We start from the raw sequence: 18807 nt of genomic DNA, 5'->3' as shown, positions 1-18807 counted from the left end.
CGTTCGTTTCCAAACCATTGGGTTCGCCATGAAATCGATTTGCGTCTATTGCGGCTCCAATGCCGGCCAGGACCCGGCCTTTCTCGCGGCCGCCGACCGTCTCGGCGAGGTCATGGCCCTGCGCGGGATCGAACTGGTCTATGGCGGCGGCCGGGTTGGGCTGATGGGCCGGATCGCCGACGCCACACTCGCCGCCGGCGGCCGGGTGATCGGCGTGATACCGGAATTCCTTGCCCTCAAGGAAATCGCCCATATGGAGCTGACGGCGCTGCACGTCGTCAAATCCATGCATGCCCGCAAGGCCAAGATGGTGCGCTTGTCCGAAGGCTTCATCGCCATGCCCGGCGGCATCGGCACGATGGAGGAATTGTTCGAGATCTGGACCTGGGCCCAGCTTGGCCAGCATCGCCATCCGGTCGGCCTGCTGAACGTCAACGGCTATTATGACGAGCTCGTCGCCTTCCTCGACAAGATGACCGCCCAGGGTTTCCTGTCTCCCGAGCACCGCGGCGCCCTGTTCGTCTCGGACCGGGTCACGACCCTGCTCGACGCCTTCGAGCGCTATCAGGCCCCGCCCGCTGATGTCCGGATCAAGACCGGCCAGACCTGAGCCAAGCGCCTCCCTGACCGGCCGGCGGCGCGTGAGCGCCGATGCGGAATTCCCGGATATGCGGTCAGGGAGACGACCTTGCATGGCGGTTCCTCTGTCATGAGTTGAAGGATGGGTGACAAGCCCGTCCGCGCCATGGCGTTTCCACCTGGCGGTATGAGCAGTTGAGGGGTGCGAGGTGCCTTGCCGGTGCCTAGCTATGTAAGTTTTGTGGGTGGCGCCGGGGGCACCTCGCACACGGAGATTTGGTCAGGTCCCTTGCGGGTCCCGTCTCGAAACCGACAGGAACAAACGGTCGAGCTTTGTGCCGCCGTCCTGCCGATGGCCACGCCGGGTTGGTCTGGCGGTGTTTCCAGGCAACCGGACGAGCTCCGTACTCCCAACGCCCCCGGATCACCAATCCGGGCCTCGAGTAGCGCGGGACAGGGGGATTATCCGCCAGGTTTGACGGGCGGGGACAAGTTTTGTGATTTTTTTAGCGCGGAACGCTTTCCCTCTCCCCGGGGAGAGGGCCAGGGTGAGGGGTAAGTCCCGGTGACTGCAGAAGGAATCCCCCTCATCCGCCGCTTCGCGGCACCTTCTCCCAAGGGAGAAGGAAGGGTGCACAACAGGGATAACCCGCCTCTCCCCGGCCGGGGAGAGGTCCCGGAGCGCGGCAGCGCGCAGGGGGTGAGGGGCGCGCCGCGAAGCGGCGCCAGAGAAAGTCTTTAGTGGGCGCTGACGCGCCGCCCCTCATCGGCCCTGCGGGCCACTTCTCCCCGGTCGGGGAGAAGCGAGGGCGGTGTTTTTTTCCAATCGCGATAGTCCGTCATCCCGGACGCAGGGCTCCGCCCGGGATGACAAGCGAGAGGCGATGGAAGTCAGCCCAGCTCAATCCCCAACTCCCCCCAGATCGCATCGACCCGCGCCTTCGTGGCATCGTCCATGTCCAGCTTTTCGCCCCATTCCCGCGTCGTTTCATGGCCCGTCTTGTTGGTGGCATCCAGGCCGATCTTGGAGCCGAGGCCGGAGACCGGGGAGGCGAAGTCGAGATAGTCGATGGGGGTGTTTTCGACGGTGACGATGTCGCGGGCCGGGTCCATGCGGGTCGAGACGGCCCACATCACGTCTTTCCAGTCGCGCGCGTCGATGTCGGCGTCGACGACGATGATCCATTTGGTGTACATGAATTGTCTGAGGAAGGACCAGGCGCCCATCATCACGCGCTTGGCGTGGCCGGCATAGGCCTTCTTCATCGAGATAACGGCGATGCGGTAGGAGCAGCCCTCGGGCGGCAGCCAGAAATCGAGGATTTCCGGGAATTGCTGCTGCAAAAGCGGGATGAAGACCTCGTTGAGCGCTTCGCCCAGCACCGACGGCTCGTCCGGCGGGCGGCCGGTATAGGTGGTCAGATAGATCGGGTCCTTGCGCATGGTGATCGCGCTGATCCGGAACACCGGAAAATGCTCGACGGAATTATAATAGCCGGTGTGGTCGCCATAGGGGCCTTCCGGGCCGTACTCATCCAGCAGGACATGGCCTTCCAGGATGATCTCGGCTTCGGCGGGGACTTTCAGCGGGATGGTCTTGCAATCGACCAGCTCGGCCTTCTTGCCGCGCAGAATGCCGGCGAACTGGTATTCCGACAGCGTGTCGGGGATGGGCGTGACGGCGGCCAGTATGGTGCCGGGATCGGCACCCAGCACGACGGCGGCGGGCAGCGGGTCGGGCTTGCTATCCTTCCAGCGCTGATAATGCTGGGCGCCGCCGCGATGCTTGAGCCAGCGCATCAGGGTGCGGTCCTTGCCGAGCTTTTGCATGCGGTAGATGCCGAGATTGAAATCATCCTGCTTGTCGTCGGACGGGCCCTTGGTGACGACCAGCGGCCAGGTGATCAGCGGCGCCGGTTCGCCGGGCCAGCAGGTCTGGATCGGCAGCCGATCGAGATCGATATCGTCACCTGTCAGGACCACGTCCTGACAGGGCGCCTTTTTCACGGTCTTCGGCCGCATCGACATCACGGTCTTGGCCAGGGGCAGCAGCTCGGCGGCTTCCTTGAGACCGCGCGGCGGTTCCGGCTGGCGCAGGAAGGCGAGCAACTCGCCAACCTCGCGCAATTCCTCACCCGTGGTGCGCGCCTGTCCGCCCAGCGTGACCGCCTGGGCGACCCGTTTGACCGTGCCGAACAGGTTGACCAGGCAGGGCATTTCGCTCTTTTCGCCGCGCTCATTGATGACATTTTCAAACAGGATGGCCGGCCCGCCCGCATGCAAGGTGCGCTTGTGGATCTCGGTCATTTCCAGCTCGGTCGAGACCGGCGTGGTGACGCGGACCAGATCGCCCTCGGCTTCCAGTTGATCGATGAATTCGCGGAGCGATTTATAGGCCATGTGTCGGTTCCGGCTTGTTGGGCATCCGAAACTGCAACTTCGCTGCTGAAAGTCCAGCCCGCTTTCCGTCGCAGGTGCAGGCGCTTGGGTCGGGTTGCGAAAATTTGAACCAAATTCGCGGCAAATGCGGCGCAAAGGATTGAACCAAGTTTCAGTGTTGGCGTTTAGACGGCGGCATCCCTGATCTGGAACGGACATGCACATGCTGCACAGAATGGTCCTCGCGGCGCGGTCGCAACTCGATATCGGCCCCGGCGCGCTCAATGGTGAATTTGGATCCCTGGCGGCCAATTGCCTGCAGACCAGTGTCGAGAACGGGCTGACGGGCGGGTTGGTGGCCGATTCCGGCGTGTTGCTCGAGGTTCTGGAAGGGGAGAGCGCCGCCTTGTGTGACCGGCACAGCCGCGCTGAACGGGATCCGCGCCTTGATCAGCTTCAGGTTCTGGAATTCATCCCCGTTCTGCACCGGACCTACGCGACATGGTCGGTCGCAACGGCCGATGATGTAACCGGCAATGCGTCGCTGGTTGCAGCCGTCATCGAGAAGCGGGCCGGCCCGTTTGCGGTCGGCCAGCATGTCCGGGCGGTTCTGATGCAGGGCGCATTGGCGGCAACGCCGCCGCTCTGTGTTGCGGCCTAGAGGCTTGCCGGACCGGCGTGGATGTTACATGTCCTGATCATGCGGGTTGCCGGCATTGACCAGGGCAGCCGCGACGCCGGCAGCGAGGTCATAGCTGCCCGACGGGCCGCCATTGGTGGCGCCGAAGCGCACCACGACCAGGTCTTCATTCGGCATGATGATGCCGAGCTGCGACTGGAAACCACGCATCATGTAGGTGCCCTCGGGCAGGTTGACATAGTCTTCGGGCAACCAGAATCCCATGCCATAAAGCCCGTTCGACCCTTCGGTCGGGGTGCTGACCCGCTCGGTCCAGTCTTCGGGCAGCAGCCGGCGTTCACCGACCACGCCGTCATCAAGATAGAGCTGCGCCAGCCGGGCCCAGTCATGGGCGGTGGCGTAGAGATAGGACGAGCCCTGGAAATGCCCGGTCTCGTCCGGCTCCATGATGGCCGAATGAATGCCCAGCGGTTCGAACAGGCGGGCGCGCAGGGCACGGACCTGTTCCGGCAGGCTGTCGCCAAGCTGACGCTGCAGGGCGTCGGTCGCCATGATCGTATTGCCGCTCATGTATTGCCAATGCTCGCCGGGGCCGTGCAGCCGTTCCCGCGTGGCGGCGAAAAGCGGCATGTCGGACCGGGTCATCAGCATGTCGGAATTGGGATCGAAACCGTCATTGAGCTCGGCGATGGCAAAGCCACCGGACATGCGCAGCAAGTCCTCGATCGTGACATCCTCATAGGCCGGATCGACCGCAGACAGGGCCGGCACCTGGCCGTGTGCCTCGGTGTCGATCAGCCCGTCCTGTTCGAGCATGCCGGCCAGCGTGGTGACGGCGCTCTTGGTCATCGACCAGCCATGGAAGCGGGTCTCGCGACTGGCGCCGGGTGCGTAGTGTTCGGCGACGAGGCGGCCCTGGTGAAGTACGGCGACGCCGAGCGTATTGCGGAAACCCTCACCCGGCGCGTCGAAGGCGGCGGCGATGACGGTGTCGAGCGCGGCGGTGTCGAAATTTGCGTCGCGATGGGCGGTATCCAGTTCCAGCGGGATGAAATCCTGCGTCAGCGGCACGCTCAGCTCGCGATCGAAGTCGTGCCCGCCATGGACCAGCGTACAGCCCAGCCCGTCGCGCCAGACCGCACGTTGTTGCCAGAACAGGCCGAAGACGGAAGCGCGCACCTCGCCCGCCTCGCGGTCGAGATCATGGCTGATCAGGCCGGCCGCGGCGCCAAGCAAAGGGTCGATATAGATCGTCTTGGCGTGGTCCGGATCGAGCCCGGCGACAAAGGTTTGCGAGCAGACCTGTTTGGCAACGATGCCGGTGCCGGCTGGCAGGTAGATCCGGCCCAGCGGCGACAGGTTGAGGGCGACAAGCCCGCCGGCGATGAGCGCGGCGACGCCGCCCAGTATGATGCGCTTGGTCATGAATTCCCCCAAGTCCTGTCCCGTTGCCCGGCGCGTCAGCCCAGCTTGTCGAAATCCGGTGCGCGGCGTTCCAGGAAGGCGGCCGCCGCCTCGGCAAATTCCGGCGATTGCAATTGCGAGGCGAAGATCGCGTTCTCACGGTCCATGCGGGCCTCAATGCTCTCGGCTGGCTGACGCATCAGCGCCTTGGAGGCTTTCAGCGAGGTCGGCGCCTTGGCGGCGAGGATGGCGGCCATGAAGCGGGCCGTTTCGTCCATCTTGTCCGGCTCGGTAACGCGATTGACCAGGCCGGTCTCGCGGGCGCGTGTCGCATCCCAGGTCTCGCCGAGCAGCAGGAGTTCGGCGGCGACGGCATGGCCGAAAATGCGCGGCATGAGCTGGGATGAGGCGAATTCCGGCGCCAGGGCCAGATCGACGAAAGGCGTCTTGAAGATGGCGCGGCTCGAGGCGACGACGAGGTCGCAATGCAGAAGCATGGTCACGCCGATCCCGATCGCGAGACCGTCAACGGCCGCCACAACGGGCTTTTGCGCGTTCAGCAATGCCATCATGAAGCGGCGAACCGGCGGCGTATCATGCTGCTCGTTGAAATCCGGCGGACGCTGGGTGAAATCGACAATGTCATTGCCGGCGGTGAACACGCCCTCGGCACCGGTGATGATGCTGACCCGGACCGACGGATCGGTGTCGGCTGCTTCCAGCGCCTCGGCGGCGGCGGCATACATGTCCTGGGTGAGGGCGTTTTTCTTCGCCGGACGATTGAAGCGGATGGTGCGGATGCGATCCGCGGTTTCGACCAGAACCAGTTCGCTCACGCGAGCCTCCCTCATGATGGTTTTCCCGCTCGTATTTGTCGGCGGGCTTGTTGGGTTCGCGGGAGCCTAGAGCAAAAGTACAGGCGTTGAACACCGTGAATCAGTTGACGTAAACGTCACCCGAGCCGCATGGCGACCATACAGATCCGGCATTCAGATATTGACGGCGAGACGGGTCAGAACGCGGTGCAGCATGTCGGCATCATCTTCGCCGAGCCGGCTTTCCAGCTCACCGTTGAAATCGCGCAGGATATGATCCGCCGTATCACCGAGGGCGCGGCCTTTTTCGGTCAGCGAGACGACCGAGGACCGTTTGTCGGTTGTCGAGGCGGTCTTGGTGACCAAGCCGAGCGCGTCCATCCGGTTGACGAGGCCGGTCACGGCCGGCGGGTTGAGCGACAGGGTCTCGCCGATATCGCCCATCCGGCGCTCGCCACGACGGGCCAGCAGGAAGAGCACGGCGGCCTGGGCCGAGGTCACGCCGGCGACCGACTTCAGGCGTGCATCGGCGTCCCGGTTGAGCTTCCGGGCGGCAATCTCGAGCAGCAGGAATAATCGCCGGTCAACGGCGCGAGCGCGGGCCATGACAGCGATAGTGATTTGATTCTGCGGGCGAGGGGAGCGTCAGCGGTATTTCCAGACCTTGGCCTGCCTGACTTCGCGGTCTTCCAGGTCCCTTGTGACCGGGACGGTGTATTCAGCTAGCCGCTCCAGCTTGTCCTGGGGCAGGAAGGAACGACCGGGATCGCCGATCAGCACGGTCGCGCCGCGGGCATTGAGCGCTTCCAGCCAGCCACCGATCATACGCGCCGATCCGGCCTCGTAGAAGACGTCGCCGGCCAGCACCACATCCCAGCCATCATCCGTGCCGACCAGATCGCCCAGCCGTGTGGTCAGCGCCACGCCGTTGGCCCGGGCATTGGTCTCGATTGCCGCGATGGCGAAAGTATCCAGCTCGCAGGCCTCGACTGCTGCGGCGCCGGCCTTCATGGCGGCAATCCCCGACACCGCGCCGCCGGCGGCAAAATCCAGCACGCGCTTGCCGGCGACGATGTCCGGATTGTCGAGACAATAGCGCGCCAGCGCCTGTCCGCCGGCCCAGGCAAAGGCCCAAAACGGCGGCGGCAGGCCCATCTCGCCCAGCGCTTCCTCGGTCTGTTCCCAGATCGCCACCGTCTCGACGGCGAGATGCAGCGTCACTTCCGGCACCAATGGCGGCGCCATCAACGCGGTGTGGGCGCGGATGAAGGCGTGGGGATCATCGAGTCGGGGGCTGGCGGACATGGCGCTTCCTGTCAGTATGGCCAGACCATCCGGTAGGCGGCTCGGGCCAAAGGAGCAAGCCATGACGACACGTGTGACGCGATCAACCTATGTACTGGCCGTCAACGACCTTGAAGCCACCGCTCGCTGGTGGGTGGAAAAACTCGGTTTCGAGCATTGGCTGCGGGTCGAAGGCTGGGCCTTCCTGCGCCGCGATAATTGCTATCTGCGGATTGGTCATTGTGAGGATGCCATTCCGCCGGCGCAACTCGGCGACCACCAATTCTTCGCCTATGTCGAGCTGGAGGACGTCAAGGCGTTCCACGACGAAATCAAGGGCCCCGGGGTCGACATCATCCACCGGCTCTCCGATCAGCCCTGGGGCATGCGCGAGTTTGGTGTTCGCACTCCGGACGGTCACCGGATCTTGTTTGCGCAGAATATTGAGTAGGGAGCCTCAGACACGCCCTTCCCCATGTCATGGGGAAGGGCCGATTAGCGTCTCTCCCTACTCCCGCACTTCCGCAGCGGCGACTTCCGGCAAAGCGCGGACATCATCACCGATCACCGCCAGATCACCGACGAGGACCAGCACCATCTGGTCGAGGGGCAGGTAGTCCCGGGCCATGCGCGAGATATCCTCATCGCTGACGGCCAGGATGTTCGGCACATATTGGTCGAGATAATCATCCGGCAAGCCGTAGAGGTCGCGCTGGCCGAGCTGACCGATCAGACCACCTGTCGAGGCGTTTTGCAGGATGAAAATGCCGGCCAGCCAGTTGCGCATGCCGTCGGCCTCATCGGCCGGCGGCGTTTCGCTTTGCAGGCGCGTGATCTCGCCAAAGGTCTCACGCAGGGCGGCGGCCGTGTCGGCCGCCGTGACGTCGGCATTGAAGGTCCAATAGCCTCCCTCCATCGTCCAGGTCACGCCGGAACCCGGCGAATAGGTATAGCCCTTGTCCTCGCGCAGATTGCGGGTCAGGCGCGAGGTGAAGGAGCCGCCCAGCAGGGCGTTCATCACCGTCATTGCCGGCGCATCGTCGGCGCCGATCGCCATGGCAGGGAAGCCAAGGCGGATGGTGGTCTGCGGTGCGCCGGGCCGGTCAATCAGCTGGACAATCGGACCCCCGCTGGCCGGAGCGCCGGCCGCCGCATCGGCATCACCCGTGGCCCAAGCGCCGAAGGCGTCGCGGATCGCCGCTTCCATGGCCGCCGCATCGAAATGGCCGGCAACATAGAGCCGCGCACGACCGGCGCCGTAATTGGTTGCGTAGAAGGCCTGGACATCGCTCAGCTCATAGCCACGCAATTGTTCTTCGCCCGGCAGGGTATTGCCATAGGGGTGGTCGGGTCCGAACAGGATGCGGGCATAGGCCTCGGTGGCGATGGAGCCGGGCTGGGCCCGCTGGACATCGACATCGCGGACCAGATTGGCCCGCACCCGTTCGAACTCGCTGTCGTCGAAATTCGGGCGCAGGGCGAGGTCGGCCAGAAGGGCCACCGCATCGGGGCCGTACTGGCTGAGTACACCGGTGCTGATATTGGTGGTGTGGCGCCCGACCCCGACATTGAGCGCACCGCCCATGGCGGCAATCTCGGTGGCGATCACGTCGGATGAGCGCCCGGCCGAACCCTCCTCCAGCATGGCGCCGGTCAGGTCGGCGAGGAAAGTCTGGCTGCCATCATCGATATTGGCGGCGCGGACCTGCAGGGAGATATTCACCGTGGGCGCGAGGCCAAACGGGATGAAGGTCACTTCCAGCCCGTTATCGAGCGTGAAGCCGGTGGTTTCCGGCAGTTCAAACGGGACGGGGTCGCCGATCGGTGGCTGTTCGCTGACCTGGGCTCCGGCAAGGCCGGGCAGGAGGGCAAGGCTGGCAGCTGTCAGGGCCGCCTGGAAAATTCGGATGCTCATCTGTCTCATTCCTTCCGGGGGCCTGATCATTCTGAACCGTCTTCGTCCGCAAGGCGGACTTCAAGCACGGTGCGGTTGCTCGGACGCAGATATTCCTGGGCCGTGGCGCGGATCAGTTCGGGCGTCACTTGTTCAAAGCCTTCGGTGATGCGGTTGATGCGGCTCGGATCGTCATCAAACATCGCGAAGGAGGCCAGAAGATCGACGAGGCCGAAGCGGGTGGCTGTATCGACGGTGCCGTAAAAATCCGAAAGCAGCTTCGTGCGGGCGCGTTCGACATCAGCTTCGCTGACCAGCTCGGTGCGGACACCTTCAACGGTCGCGTCCAGCGAGGTCATGACGTCGGAGACCGTGAACTCGCTGTCGTGGATCATGCCGACTGTCCACAGCATCGGGCCGTTATAGTTGAAGGCATTGCCCAGCAGGTTGATGCCGCCGAAGACCCCGGAGGCAAAGCCTTCCTCATTGACCAGTGACTGGTTGAGGCGACTGTCATCGCCCTGGACCAGCAATTGGTCGATCAGGATCATGGCATAGTATTCCGGTGTGCCGCGTTCCGGCATGTGATAGCCGACCGCGAGGGCCGGCTGGTTGGCCAGATCGTCTTCGCGGACCGCGAATTTTTCTTCTTCCTGACGCGGTTCCGAAGTGTCGATTTCGGGCAGGGCATCGCCGGCCGGGATGGCGCTGAACAAGTCCTCGATCATGGCCAGTGTCGCGTCCTTGTCGATCGCGCCGGCGACCACGAGGACGGCATTATTGGGCGCGTAGAACTGGTCGAAGAAAGCTTGCGCGTCGTCCAGGCTGGCGGCGTCGAGATCGGTCAGATCGCCATAGAAATTGTGCGAATTGTGCCAGTTCTCATTGGCGGCCATCGGCAGGTCGATCCAGATCCAGCCGCCATAGGGCTGGTTGATGACATTGACGAAGACCTCGTTGCGCACGACCTCGCGCTGATTGTCGAGCTGGCTCTCATCGAGATTGGGCGCGCGCATGCGGTCGGCCTCGGCCCACAAGACGGCATTGAGGGCGTTGGACGGCACGACTTCATAATAGTTGGTGAAGTCGTAGCGAGTGGAGCCGTTGTTTACGCCGCCATTGCCGTAGATCAGCGTGTCGAAGGCGCCGTGTGGCAGGTTTTCCGAGCCGGCGAACATGAGGTGTTCGAACAGGTGCGCGAAACCGGTGCGGCCGCGCGGCTCATTGCGGAAACCGACGCCGTAATAGACGGCCACGGTGGCGGTCGGCACGCTGTCGTCTTCGGACAAAACAACGCGCAGGCCATTGTCCAGCTGGTGATAGCTGACATCGACCGTGAACTCGGTCGACAATGCGGACTCTGCCGCGGCGGTGTCACGGGGCGTATCGGGTGTTGCCGTCTCGTCCGGCACGCCGGCCGGTTGGCAGGCGGCCAGCAGGAGAATGCTGGCTCCAGTCGCCAAGTTTTTGTAAAAATTCATGATATCCCCGCTCAAGACTGCAAGAGTCGCTCTGATGGACTATCAAAGCGCCCGGCGGTCGGCGGGTCAAACCATGATGACCAAGTTTTAATCTGTCGGGACGGCCTCATGGCGCCGGATATCAGCCTGGCGCAGGGACGGCATGGCCCGCAGATCCCTCTCGAACCGGTCCAGATCGCCGACAATGACCAGCGTGAAACGGTCATCGCGCAGATAGGCGCCGGCGACGGCGCCAACTTCGCGGTCGGTGACGCCCATCAGGGCGGGAACGCGCTGGTCGAGATAGTCATGCGCCAAGCCGAACCCGTCGCGCAGGGCCAGGTTTTCCAACAAGCCATAGGAAGAGCCGGAGGACATCACGAACAGGCTGGCCAGCCAGCGGCGCGTGCTCTCGGTATTCCAGACATCATTGCGCAGCGAGGCAATGGTGCCGAACACCGTCGTCAGGGCGAGGACCGTGCGCGGCGCGTCGATATCATCGGTATAGGTCCACATGCCGCCACCGCGTGTCCACTGCACGAAGCTGGCCGGCGAATAGGACCAGCCGGCCTCGCGCATGCTGGAGGCAATGGCGCCGCCGAGCGCCGCGTCCATCACGGTGATCGCGGTGGCATCCTTGGAGGTGATGGCACCGACCGGATAGACGAGGTGTACCGTGGTTTGAACCGATCCGGGACGGTCGACGAGATGTACGACCGGGCCGCGTGCCGGGATGGCTTGCGGGGCCGTATCGGCCGGGCCGCGTGCCCAGTCTCCAAAAGCGTCGCGCACGGCCGCTTCCATGCGCACCGTGTCAAAGCGGCCGGCGATGTAGAGATGGGTGCGTCCGGCGCTGAAATGGGCGGCGTGGAAGGCCCGGACATCCTCGATCGAATAGGTATCGACCTGGCCCGGGAGCGGCAGGGCCAAATGATAGGGATGGCCGTCCGGGAAAAGCGAATGGAAGGCGGTTGCGAACGCCATCGTGCCGGGCTCGGAGCGCCGCAGTTCAATATCACGCGACAATCCGGAGCGGACCCGGTCCAGCGCCTCTGCGGGAAAGTCCGGCCGGCGGACCGCGTCGGCGATCAGATGAAGCGCGGTTTCACCATGTTCGGCCAGCACATAGGCACCGACCAGGGTCGAGGACTGGGTGACGCTGGTGTTGAGCGAGCCGCCCATGGCGGCGAAACGGTCGGCGATCCCGGCCTGGTCGAGACCGGCAAAGCCCTGGTCGATCATGGCGCCGGTGAGGTCGGCAATCCAGGTCTGCTGGCCATCATCAATATTGCCGGCCCGGACCGAGACGATCACATCCATGGTCGGTGTCATGCCCCAGGGTACGAAAGTGACGGTGAGCCCGTTCTCCAGCTCCAGAGTCTGGGTGTCAGGCAGCTCAAACGGCAGTGGCGCGCCCGGCGCCGGCGGTGTGGCACCACGGCCCGGGACCTGTGCGGCCGCGATGCCGGTCACGGCCAGCCAGCCGGTCAGCAGGGCAAGGGCCGTCGTGCGGAAGGTTCGGGAACCGATCATTGTCCGGCCTCCTCAGCTGATCGTGCCGACGCGGCGACCGGACGCCCGTCGCCGGGCACGAGTTCCAGCACGGTGCGGTTTTCCGGTCGCAGCCAGGTCCGGGCCGTCTCGAGGATCAGGTCAGGTGTGACTTGCTCGAACCCGTCCTCGATCCGGTTGATGCGGCCCGGATCATCGTCGAACAGGGCAAAGCTGGCGAGTAGGTCGACCACGCCGAAGCGGGTGGAATAGTCGAGCTGGGAATAGAATTCGGTCAGGAATTTGCTGCGGGCGCTGGCCAGGGTTTCGGCGCTGACGGGTTCCTGGCGCAATGCCTCGATCACCGTGTCGAACTCGCCGAGCACCGCATCCGGCGCGATGGCGTCATCATGGATGATGCTGGCCGTCCACAACATCGGTCCGTCATAGTTGAACACATTGCCCAACAGGTTGATGCCGCCGCTGACAGCGGTGCCATAGCCCAGATCATCGACCAGCCGCCGGCGCAGGCGGGCATTGCCGCCGCGAACCAGGATCTGGTCGATCAGGATCATCGCGAAATATTCCGGCGTGCCGCGTTCGGGCATGTGGTAGGCGATGGCAAGGCCCGGCAGGGTGGCCAGCGGGTCGGTCATCACGCTGTGCTTTTCAGCCCGCTGCGGGGGTTCCGACACGTCGATGTCCGGCAGGTCCGGCCCGGCCGGAATGTCACCGAAAAAGCGGTTGATCGTGGCCAGCGTGTCATCGCTGTCGAAACTGCCAGCCACCACCAGCACCGCGTTGCGCGGGGTGTAATACTGTTCGAAGAAGGCGCGCGCGTCAGCGACTGTGGCCGCGTCGAGATCGCTCAGATCGCCGTAGAAATTATGCGCATTGTGCCAATTTTCATTGGCCACCATCGGCAGGTCGATCCAGGTCCAGTCGCCATAGGGCTGGTTGATGACATTGACGAAAATCTCGTTGCGCACGACATCGCGCTCGCGCTGGAAGTTCTGGAGGTTGATCGTCGGCGTTGCCATCCGGTCGGCCTCGGCCCACAGATAGGCATCCAGGGCATTGGCCGGCACCACGCCGAAATAATTGGTGAAATCCAGTCGCGTCGAGCCGTTGGCGATGCCGCCCATATTGGAGATATAGTAGTAGAAGACCGGTTCCGGCAGATTGTCCGACCCGGCGAAGAAAAGATGTTCGAACAGGTGGGCAAAGCCGGTCATGCCGCGCGGTTCATTGCGGTAGCCGACGCCGTAATAGACGGCCACGGTCGCGGTCGGCACGGTGTGATCCTCGGCCAGGACCACCCGCAGGCCATTGTCCAGCCGCTCATAGCGCAGCGGAATGTGCAACCCGTCATCGGTGGCGGGCTGGGCCATGACGGGAGCGACACACAGGCTGGCACACAGGCCGGCACAGAGGAGGAGGGCGAACCCGGCGAGGCTGCGAAACGCTGATATCATGACACGAATCCTGAACGATTATGCCGCCCGGGGCCGCACGCTTTCATCAAGCCAGCGCACCGGCCTGACGTCAAATCGCTAATCCGGTCAACAGGGCGCCGGTCGCAAAGGTTGCAACCAGCAGCAGGCCGGTCGTCCGATTGGCCTTGAACAGGGCCAGGCAGCGCGCGCCATCCTCGATGTCGAGCCGACGCACCTGGTTGAACAGGTGGGCGGTGTAGAGGGTGAAGGGGATGACGATCCAGGGCGAGGCCTGGCTCAGCCAGATTGCCAGTGCGACCAGGATGGCGTGGGTGCCGTAAAAGCCGGCGACCCAGTATTGCGAGCTTTCGCCGAACAGGCGGGCGGTCGATTTTACACCGACCAAGGCGTCGTCCTCGGAGTCCTGGTGGGCATAGATCGTGTCATAACCCAGCGTCCAGAAGACGCAGGCGACATAGAGCACGATCATGGCCGGATCGATCCGCCCGGTGGCGGCGGTATAGGCGACCGGGACGCCCCAGTTGAAGGTCAGGCCGAGCCAGGCCTGCGGCCACCAGGTGATGCGTTTCATGAACGGATAGGCGGCGACCAGCAGCAGCGAGGCGAGGCCGACCAAAATGGCGATCAGTGGTAATTGCACCAAGACGATCAGGCCGACCAGGGCTTGTCCGCCGAGGAAGGCCCAGGCCTGTTTCAGGCTCACCGTGCCCGCCGCCAGCGGCCGGTCGGCGGTGCGGGCGACGCGGGCGTCGAGATCGCGATCGATGATGTCGTTATAGGTGCAGCCGGCGCCGCGCATGGCAACGGCGCCGATACCGAACAGGACGGCCAGCCAGATGTCGTAACCGGCAATGCCGTCGCCGATCCGCGCGAGCATCAATCCCATCCAGCACGGCAAGGCGAGCAGCCAGAAGCCGATCGGCCGGTCATAACGGGCCAGGCGCAGATAGGGACGCAGCGCCAGCGGCGCGCGGTCGACCCAGGATGTTGGCAGGCTGTCGGCGACTCGCCGGTCGAAATTCAGTTGCATCAAAGGTGTTTGGCAAAGCCTGAGGGCCAATTCAAGGCGGGAATGCGTATCGGGCAGCGGGACTTGACGTCGCGGGTGCGCGCCGTCAAAGCGGTGTCATGTCGACTGATCCCCGCCTTTTCCTCGATGTGCCGCTCAGCGTCGGCGCTGCCGTGCCGCTGTCGCGCGAGGACGCGCATTATCTGATCAATGTCATGCGCCGCGGCGAGGGCGACGTTGTGCGCGTCTTCAATGGCACGGATGGGGAATGGTCGGCAGTCATCGCCCACGCGTCGAAAAAGGCGGCGGCATTGACCGTCGGCGAACAGACAAGACCGCAGCTTGGCGTGCCCGATCTCTGGCTGCTCTTTGCCCCGGTCAAACGGACCAAGACCGAGCTCATTATCGAGAAGGCGACCGAGCTCGGCGTCGCCGCGATCTGTCCGGTCACCACCGCGCGCACCCAGTCCGACCGCATCAGGTTCGACCGCTTGCAGGCCATCGCCAAGGAGGCCGCCGAGCAGACCGAACGTCTCGACCTGCCGGAGATCCGCGATGTTGAAAAGCTGGACCAGGTTCTCGACGCCTGGCCAGCCGACCGGGTGATCATCTTCTGTGACGAGAGCGGGGATGAGGCGGACGAGGCCTGGGGCGGCGCCCGTGGTCGCGGCCAGCCGATGGCCACGGCCCTCGACGGCGTTGGCGGCCGACCTGCCGCCATCCTGATCGGCCCCGAGGGCGGTTTCTCACCCGCCGAACGCGAGCGCCTGCGCGCCCTCGATCACGTCATCCCGGTGACGCTTGGGCCGCGGATATTGCGGGCCGAAACTGCGGCGATTGCAGCTTTGACGATCTGGCAGAGCGCTTGCGGGGATTGGCGTTAGCCGGACCAGCCGCGTCACAACGCCGTGAATCTCAGCGTCTTGCCCTTGTTCAAGACGCAGTGCCCCCATATCTGTTGCGGACATTTTCAAACGGCGGGGGCGCTTGGCATGAGCGGCACGTATAATTCGGGCGGCGAAGGTGCTCCCATTGAAAGCCTCGACCAGCTGACGGCCTATTTTGCCGCCGGCGAGAAGCCTGAAACGGCCTTCCGCATCGGTACCGAGCACGAGAAATTCGGTTTTGCCCTGGGCGATCATACGCCGCTGGCCTTCCGCGCGGACGGGCCGAGCGTCGAGAAAATGCTGTCGGGCCTGGAGCGGTTCGGCTGGCAGCCGGTGCGCGAGGGTGGCGAGTTGATTGCCCTGAAACGCGACGGCGCCTCGATCACGCTGGAGCCGGGCGGGCAATTTGAATTGTCCGGCGCGCCGCTGGAAACCATCCACCAGACCTGTGCCGAGGTGAATTTGCATCTCCGCGAAGTGCGCGAGGTCGCCGACGAGATCGGCGCCGGTTTCCTCGGCCTCGGCTTTTCGCCGAAATGGTCGCTGGAGGAGACGCCGATGATGCCCAAGGCCCGCTACGGGCTGATGAAGGCCTATATGCCGAAAGTCGGCACGATGGGGCATCAGATGATGTTCCGCTCCTGCACCGTGCAGACCAATCTGGATTTCTCGACCGAAGCCGACATGGCCAAGAAGTTCCGGGTCTCGCTGGCCCTGCAGCCGCTGGCCACGGCGCTGTTTGCCAATTCGCCCTTCAAGGATGGCGGGCTGCACGGCTTCCTGTCCTACCGGGCCCATGTCTGGACCGATACCGACAATAACCGCACCGGCATGCTGCCCTTCGTCTTCGACGAGGGCTTCGGCTATGAGCAATACCGCGACTGGGCGCTCGACGTGCCGATGTATTTCGTCAAGCGCGGCGGCGAGTACAAGGATGCCACCGGCAAGTCCTTCCGCGACTTCCTCGACGGCAAGCTCGATGTGGTGCCCGGCGAAAAGCCGGTGATCAGCGATTGGGAAGACCATCTCTCCACCGTCTTCCCGGAAGTGCGGTTGAAGACCTTCCTCGAGATGCGCGGCGCTGATTCAGGACCATGGAACACGCTGTGCGCCCTGCCGGCCTTCTGGGTCGGGCTGCTTTACGACAATACGGCGCTTGATGCCGCCTGGGACCTCGTCAAGGACTGGACCGAAGCCGAGCGCAATGCGCTGCGCATCGGCGCGGCCAAGACCGGTCTGCACACGCCCTTCCGCGATGGCACGCTGCAGGACATTGCCCGAGAAGCGCTGGCCATTGCCCGCACCGGCCTGCGCGCCCGTGCTCGCATGAATGGTCATGGCGAGAGCGAGGCGCTCTTCCTCGATGATCTCGACGAGATCGCCCGCACTGGCGTGACACGGGCCGAGGGCCTGGTCGAGCGTTTCAAGGGCGAGTGGGGTGGCTCGATCGAGCCGGTCTTCACCGAGTGCGCCTACTAGGACTCAGGGCATCTTCCGTCCCCGGATGAACGGCGCACACCCAAATGTGTAGCGCTCCCATGCAACAGGCCGAGCCAGAGGCTTGAGCCTTCCCCCTGCGCGTGGTCAATTGCGCGCTTGATTTAAAGCCCGCGTGGGGCGGGTACTGGGGAGAGACGCGTGACGGACACCACCGCAACGCCGGGTAATGCACCCAACAATGAAAACAAGGACACCTCCTTCTTCGGACATCCGAAAGGGCTGGCCATCCTGTTCCTGACCGAGATGTGGGAGCGCTTTTCCTATTACGGAATGCGCGGCCTGCTGATCATTTACCTGACACAGCACTTCCTGTTCTCGGATGAGCGTTCGGGCATCATGTACGGGGCCTATACGGCGCTGGTCTACATCATGACGATCATTGGCGGCACGCTGGCTGACCGTTATCTCGGGCAGCGAAAAGCCGTCACCTATGGCGCCATCCTGCTGGTCATCGGCCATGGCCTGATGGCCTTCGAGGGCAGCGGTTCGCGGGAAGTCTTCGACTATCAGGGCGCTGAATACGAGCTGACGCTTGATGGTCGGGGTGGCGATGCGAACCAGATCGTGATCGCAGCCGATGGTGCTGTGTCGCAGATCAGTTTCGCGGACAGCGGCACGCTGCTACAGGTGGCCGAGCCGGATGTGGTTGGCCTCCCGGCTGAAATGCCGTTCTCGTCGGACATGACGCGGGTCGAGCGTGAAGAGCTCTTCGTCAACATCCTCTATCTGGCCCTGGCCTTCATCATTGCCGGCGTCGGCTTCCTGAAAGCCAATATCTCGACGATTGTCGGTTCGCTCTACGGGCTTGGCGATACGCGTCGCGACTCCGGTTTCACGATCTTCTACATGGGCATCAATCTCGGTTCCTTCCTGGCCTCCTTCTCGGTCGGCATCATCGGGATTTACTGGGGATGGGCCTGGGGCTTCGGGCTTGCCGGTATCGGCATGCTGGCCGGTCTTTTGACCTTCCTCTTCTTCCAGCCCTGGCTGGAAGGCCGCGCCGAGCCGCCGAACCCGGCCAAGCTGAAGGAAAAGGTTCTCGGCTTCCTGAACGTCGAATGGGCCTGCTACGCGGCCGGTATCGCCATCATCCTGGTGTCGATGGCGATCGTGAAATTTCCTGACATGTTCGCGGATGTCGCGGGCTGGCTTGGCATCATCATGTTCCTCGTCCTGATCGCCTATGCGGTTACCAAGACACAGGGTGATGAGCGCAAGAAGATGTTCGCGGCGATCTATTTCGTGCTCGCCCAGATCCCGTTCTGGGCCCTGTTCGAGCAGGCCGGCTCCTCGTTGAACCTGTTCACCGACCGCTTGGTCGACCGCACCATGTTCGGCTGGTCCGTTCCGGCGCCGGTCTTCCAGTCGCTCAATGCCGGCTTCATCTTCATCTTCGCGCCGCTGGTGGCGTGGTTGTGGATCGCCCTGGCCAAGAAGGGCTGGAACCCGTCCACACCGGTCAAGTTTGCGCTCGGTGTCTTCATGGCCGGCCTTGGCTTCTACACGCTGGTCGGTGGCATGGGTGTGAGTGGCGCAACCGGTCTGACGGCGGTCTACTTCATCTTCCTCATCTACTGGATCCACACCATGGGTGAGCTGATGGTATCGCCGGTCGGCCTGTCCGCCGTGACCAAGCTGGCACCGCCGCAGGTGGTCGGCATGACGATGGGGGCCTGGTTCCTCTATTCCGGCCTGTCCAACTTCCTGGCCGGCATCATCGCCTCCTCGACCGGTGCAGAAACGATCGGCGGTCAGCTGACCGACGTCGCGGCTGCGAAGGCGGGCTATGTCGAGGTCTATTCGAATGTCGGCCTGATCGGCATGGGGATCGCCCTCGTGATGCTGCTCATCTCGCCGATCATCAAATGGCTGATGGCCGGTGCCGATGCGACCAAGGTGGTCGCGCAAACGACCGAAACCGAAGCCGGAGGGCCGTCAGTGGATCGCTAGTCGATCCGGACGCCCAAAGAATGAGAAAGGCCGCGGAACCTGTGTTCCGCGGCCTTTT

Annotated in this window: 16 protein-coding genes; 6 read left to right on the top strand and 10 right to left on the bottom strand. The window is 63.8% G+C overall.

Annotation, left to right across the window (positions count from 1 at the left end; translation table 11 throughout):
* Positions 1-28: 28 nt before the first annotated feature.
* Positions 29-610 carry an LOG family protein gene (locus tag C7435_RS08420; protein WP_121210815.1) on the top strand — a complete coding sequence of 194 codons (582 nt, stop codon included), beginning with the start codon at positions 29-31 and terminating at the stop codon, positions 608-610.
* Positions 611-1470: 860 nt separating this feature from the next.
* Here the strand turns inward: C7435_RS08420 and C7435_RS08415 are convergent.
* Positions 1471-2979: a UbiD family decarboxylase gene (locus C7435_RS08415; protein WP_121210814.1), complete on the bottom strand. Its 1509-nt coding sequence runs from the start codon at positions 2977-2979 to the stop codon at positions 1471-1473.
* A 202-nt stretch (positions 2980-3181) separates the two neighbouring features.
* On the opposite strand from C7435_RS08415, the gene C7435_RS08410 reads away from it, so the two are divergent.
* The gene (locus C7435_RS08410; RefSeq protein ID WP_170150399.1) at positions 3182-3619 is read left to right on the top strand and encodes a BLUF domain-containing protein; all 438 of its coding nucleotides are present in this window, start codon (positions 3182-3184) and stop codon (positions 3617-3619) included.
* Between the two features lie 24 nt (positions 3620-3643).
* Here the strand turns inward: C7435_RS08410 and C7435_RS08405 are convergent, their stop codons facing one another.
* The 4 genes from C7435_RS08405 to C7435_RS08390 form a co-directional block, all read right to left on the bottom strand.
* A complete protein-coding gene (locus C7435_RS08405; RefSeq protein WP_121210810.1) occupies positions 3644-5023 on the bottom strand; it encodes a serine hydrolase domain-containing protein in 1380 nt (459 codons plus the stop codon).
* Positions 5024-5058: 35 nt separating this feature from the next.
* Positions 5059-5838, bottom strand: a complete 780-nt coding sequence (locus C7435_RS08400) for an enoyl-CoA hydratase-related protein (protein ID WP_083634974.1) — start codon at positions 5836-5838, stop codon at positions 5059-5061.
* 153 nt (positions 5839-5991) lie between these two features.
* Complete coding sequence (locus tag C7435_RS08395) at positions 5992-6423, bottom strand: MarR family winged helix-turn-helix transcriptional regulator (RefSeq protein WP_075189102.1); 432 nt, start codon at positions 6421-6423, stop codon at positions 5992-5994.
* Positions 6424-6462: 39 nt separating this feature from the next.
* Positions 6463-7122, bottom strand: coding sequence for a class I SAM-dependent methyltransferase (locus C7435_RS08390; RefSeq protein ID WP_121210808.1), 660 nt, complete (start codon positions 7120-7122; stop codon positions 6463-6465).
* 61 nt (positions 7123-7183) lie between these two features.
* Between C7435_RS08390 and C7435_RS08385 the strand changes: the two genes are divergently transcribed.
* Positions 7184-7552, top strand: coding sequence for a VOC family protein (locus tag C7435_RS08385; protein ID WP_075189100.1), 369 nt, complete (start codon positions 7184-7186; stop codon positions 7550-7552).
* A gap of 57 nt (positions 7553-7609) precedes the next feature.
* On the opposite strand, the gene C7435_RS08380 is transcribed toward C7435_RS08385, so the two are convergent.
* The 5 genes from C7435_RS08380 to ubiA form a co-directional block, all read right to left on the bottom strand.
* Complete coding sequence (locus C7435_RS08380) at positions 7610-9016, bottom strand: M16 family metallopeptidase (protein ID WP_075189099.1); 1407 nt, start codon at positions 9014-9016, stop codon at positions 7610-7612.
* Between the two features lie 26 nt (positions 9017-9042).
* Positions 9043-10476 (bottom strand): M16 family metallopeptidase, encoded by a 1434-nt coding sequence (locus tag C7435_RS08375; protein ID WP_075189098.1) that lies wholly within the window; start codon positions 10474-10476, stop codon positions 9043-9045.
* Between the two features lie 87 nt (positions 10477-10563).
* Positions 10564-11988, bottom strand: a complete 1425-nt coding sequence (locus C7435_RS08370) for a M16 family metallopeptidase (protein ID WP_121210806.1) — start codon at positions 11986-11988, stop codon at positions 10564-10566.
* Positions 11985-13421 carry a M16 family metallopeptidase gene (locus C7435_RS08365; protein WP_233350717.1) on the bottom strand — a complete coding sequence of 479 codons (1437 nt, stop codon included), beginning with the start codon at positions 13419-13421 and terminating at the stop codon, positions 11985-11987. Before C7435_RS08365 ends, C7435_RS08370 begins: the two co-directional genes overlap by 4 nt.
* Before the next feature lie 70 nt (positions 13422-13491).
* On the bottom strand, positions 13492-14433 hold the full coding sequence (ubiA, locus tag C7435_RS08360) for a 4-hydroxybenzoate octaprenyltransferase (protein ID WP_121210802.1): 942 nt from the start codon (positions 14431-14433) through the stop codon (positions 13492-13494).
* A 98-nt stretch (positions 14434-14531) separates the two neighbouring features.
* Between ubiA and C7435_RS08355 the strand changes: the two genes are divergently transcribed.
* From C7435_RS08355 to C7435_RS08345, 3 genes are all read left to right on the top strand, one after another.
* Entirely contained in the window at positions 14532-15296 is a 765-nt protein-coding gene (locus C7435_RS08355; protein ID WP_121210800.1) for a 16S rRNA (uracil(1498)-N(3))-methyltransferase, read from the top strand.
* Positions 15297-15404: 108 nt separating this feature from the next.
* Positions 15405-16778 carry a glutamate--cysteine ligase gene (locus C7435_RS08350; RefSeq protein ID WP_121210799.1) on the top strand — a complete coding sequence of 458 codons (1374 nt, stop codon included), beginning with the start codon at positions 15405-15407 and terminating at the stop codon, positions 16776-16778.
* 159 nt (positions 16779-16937) lie between these two features.
* Positions 16938-18749, top strand: a complete 1812-nt coding sequence (locus C7435_RS08345) for a peptide MFS transporter (protein WP_075189092.1) — start codon at positions 16938-16940, stop codon at positions 18747-18749.
* The last annotated feature ends 58 nt before the right edge of the window (positions 18750-18807 follow it).

It is taken from the genome of Maricaulis maris (assembly GCF_003634045.1).
GTDB lineage: Bacteria > Pseudomonadota > Alphaproteobacteria > Caulobacterales > Maricaulaceae > Maricaulis > Maricaulis maris.
The sequence above is the reverse complement of the archived record's forward strand: the minus strand, read 5'-3'. Positions and strand labels throughout refer to the sequence as shown.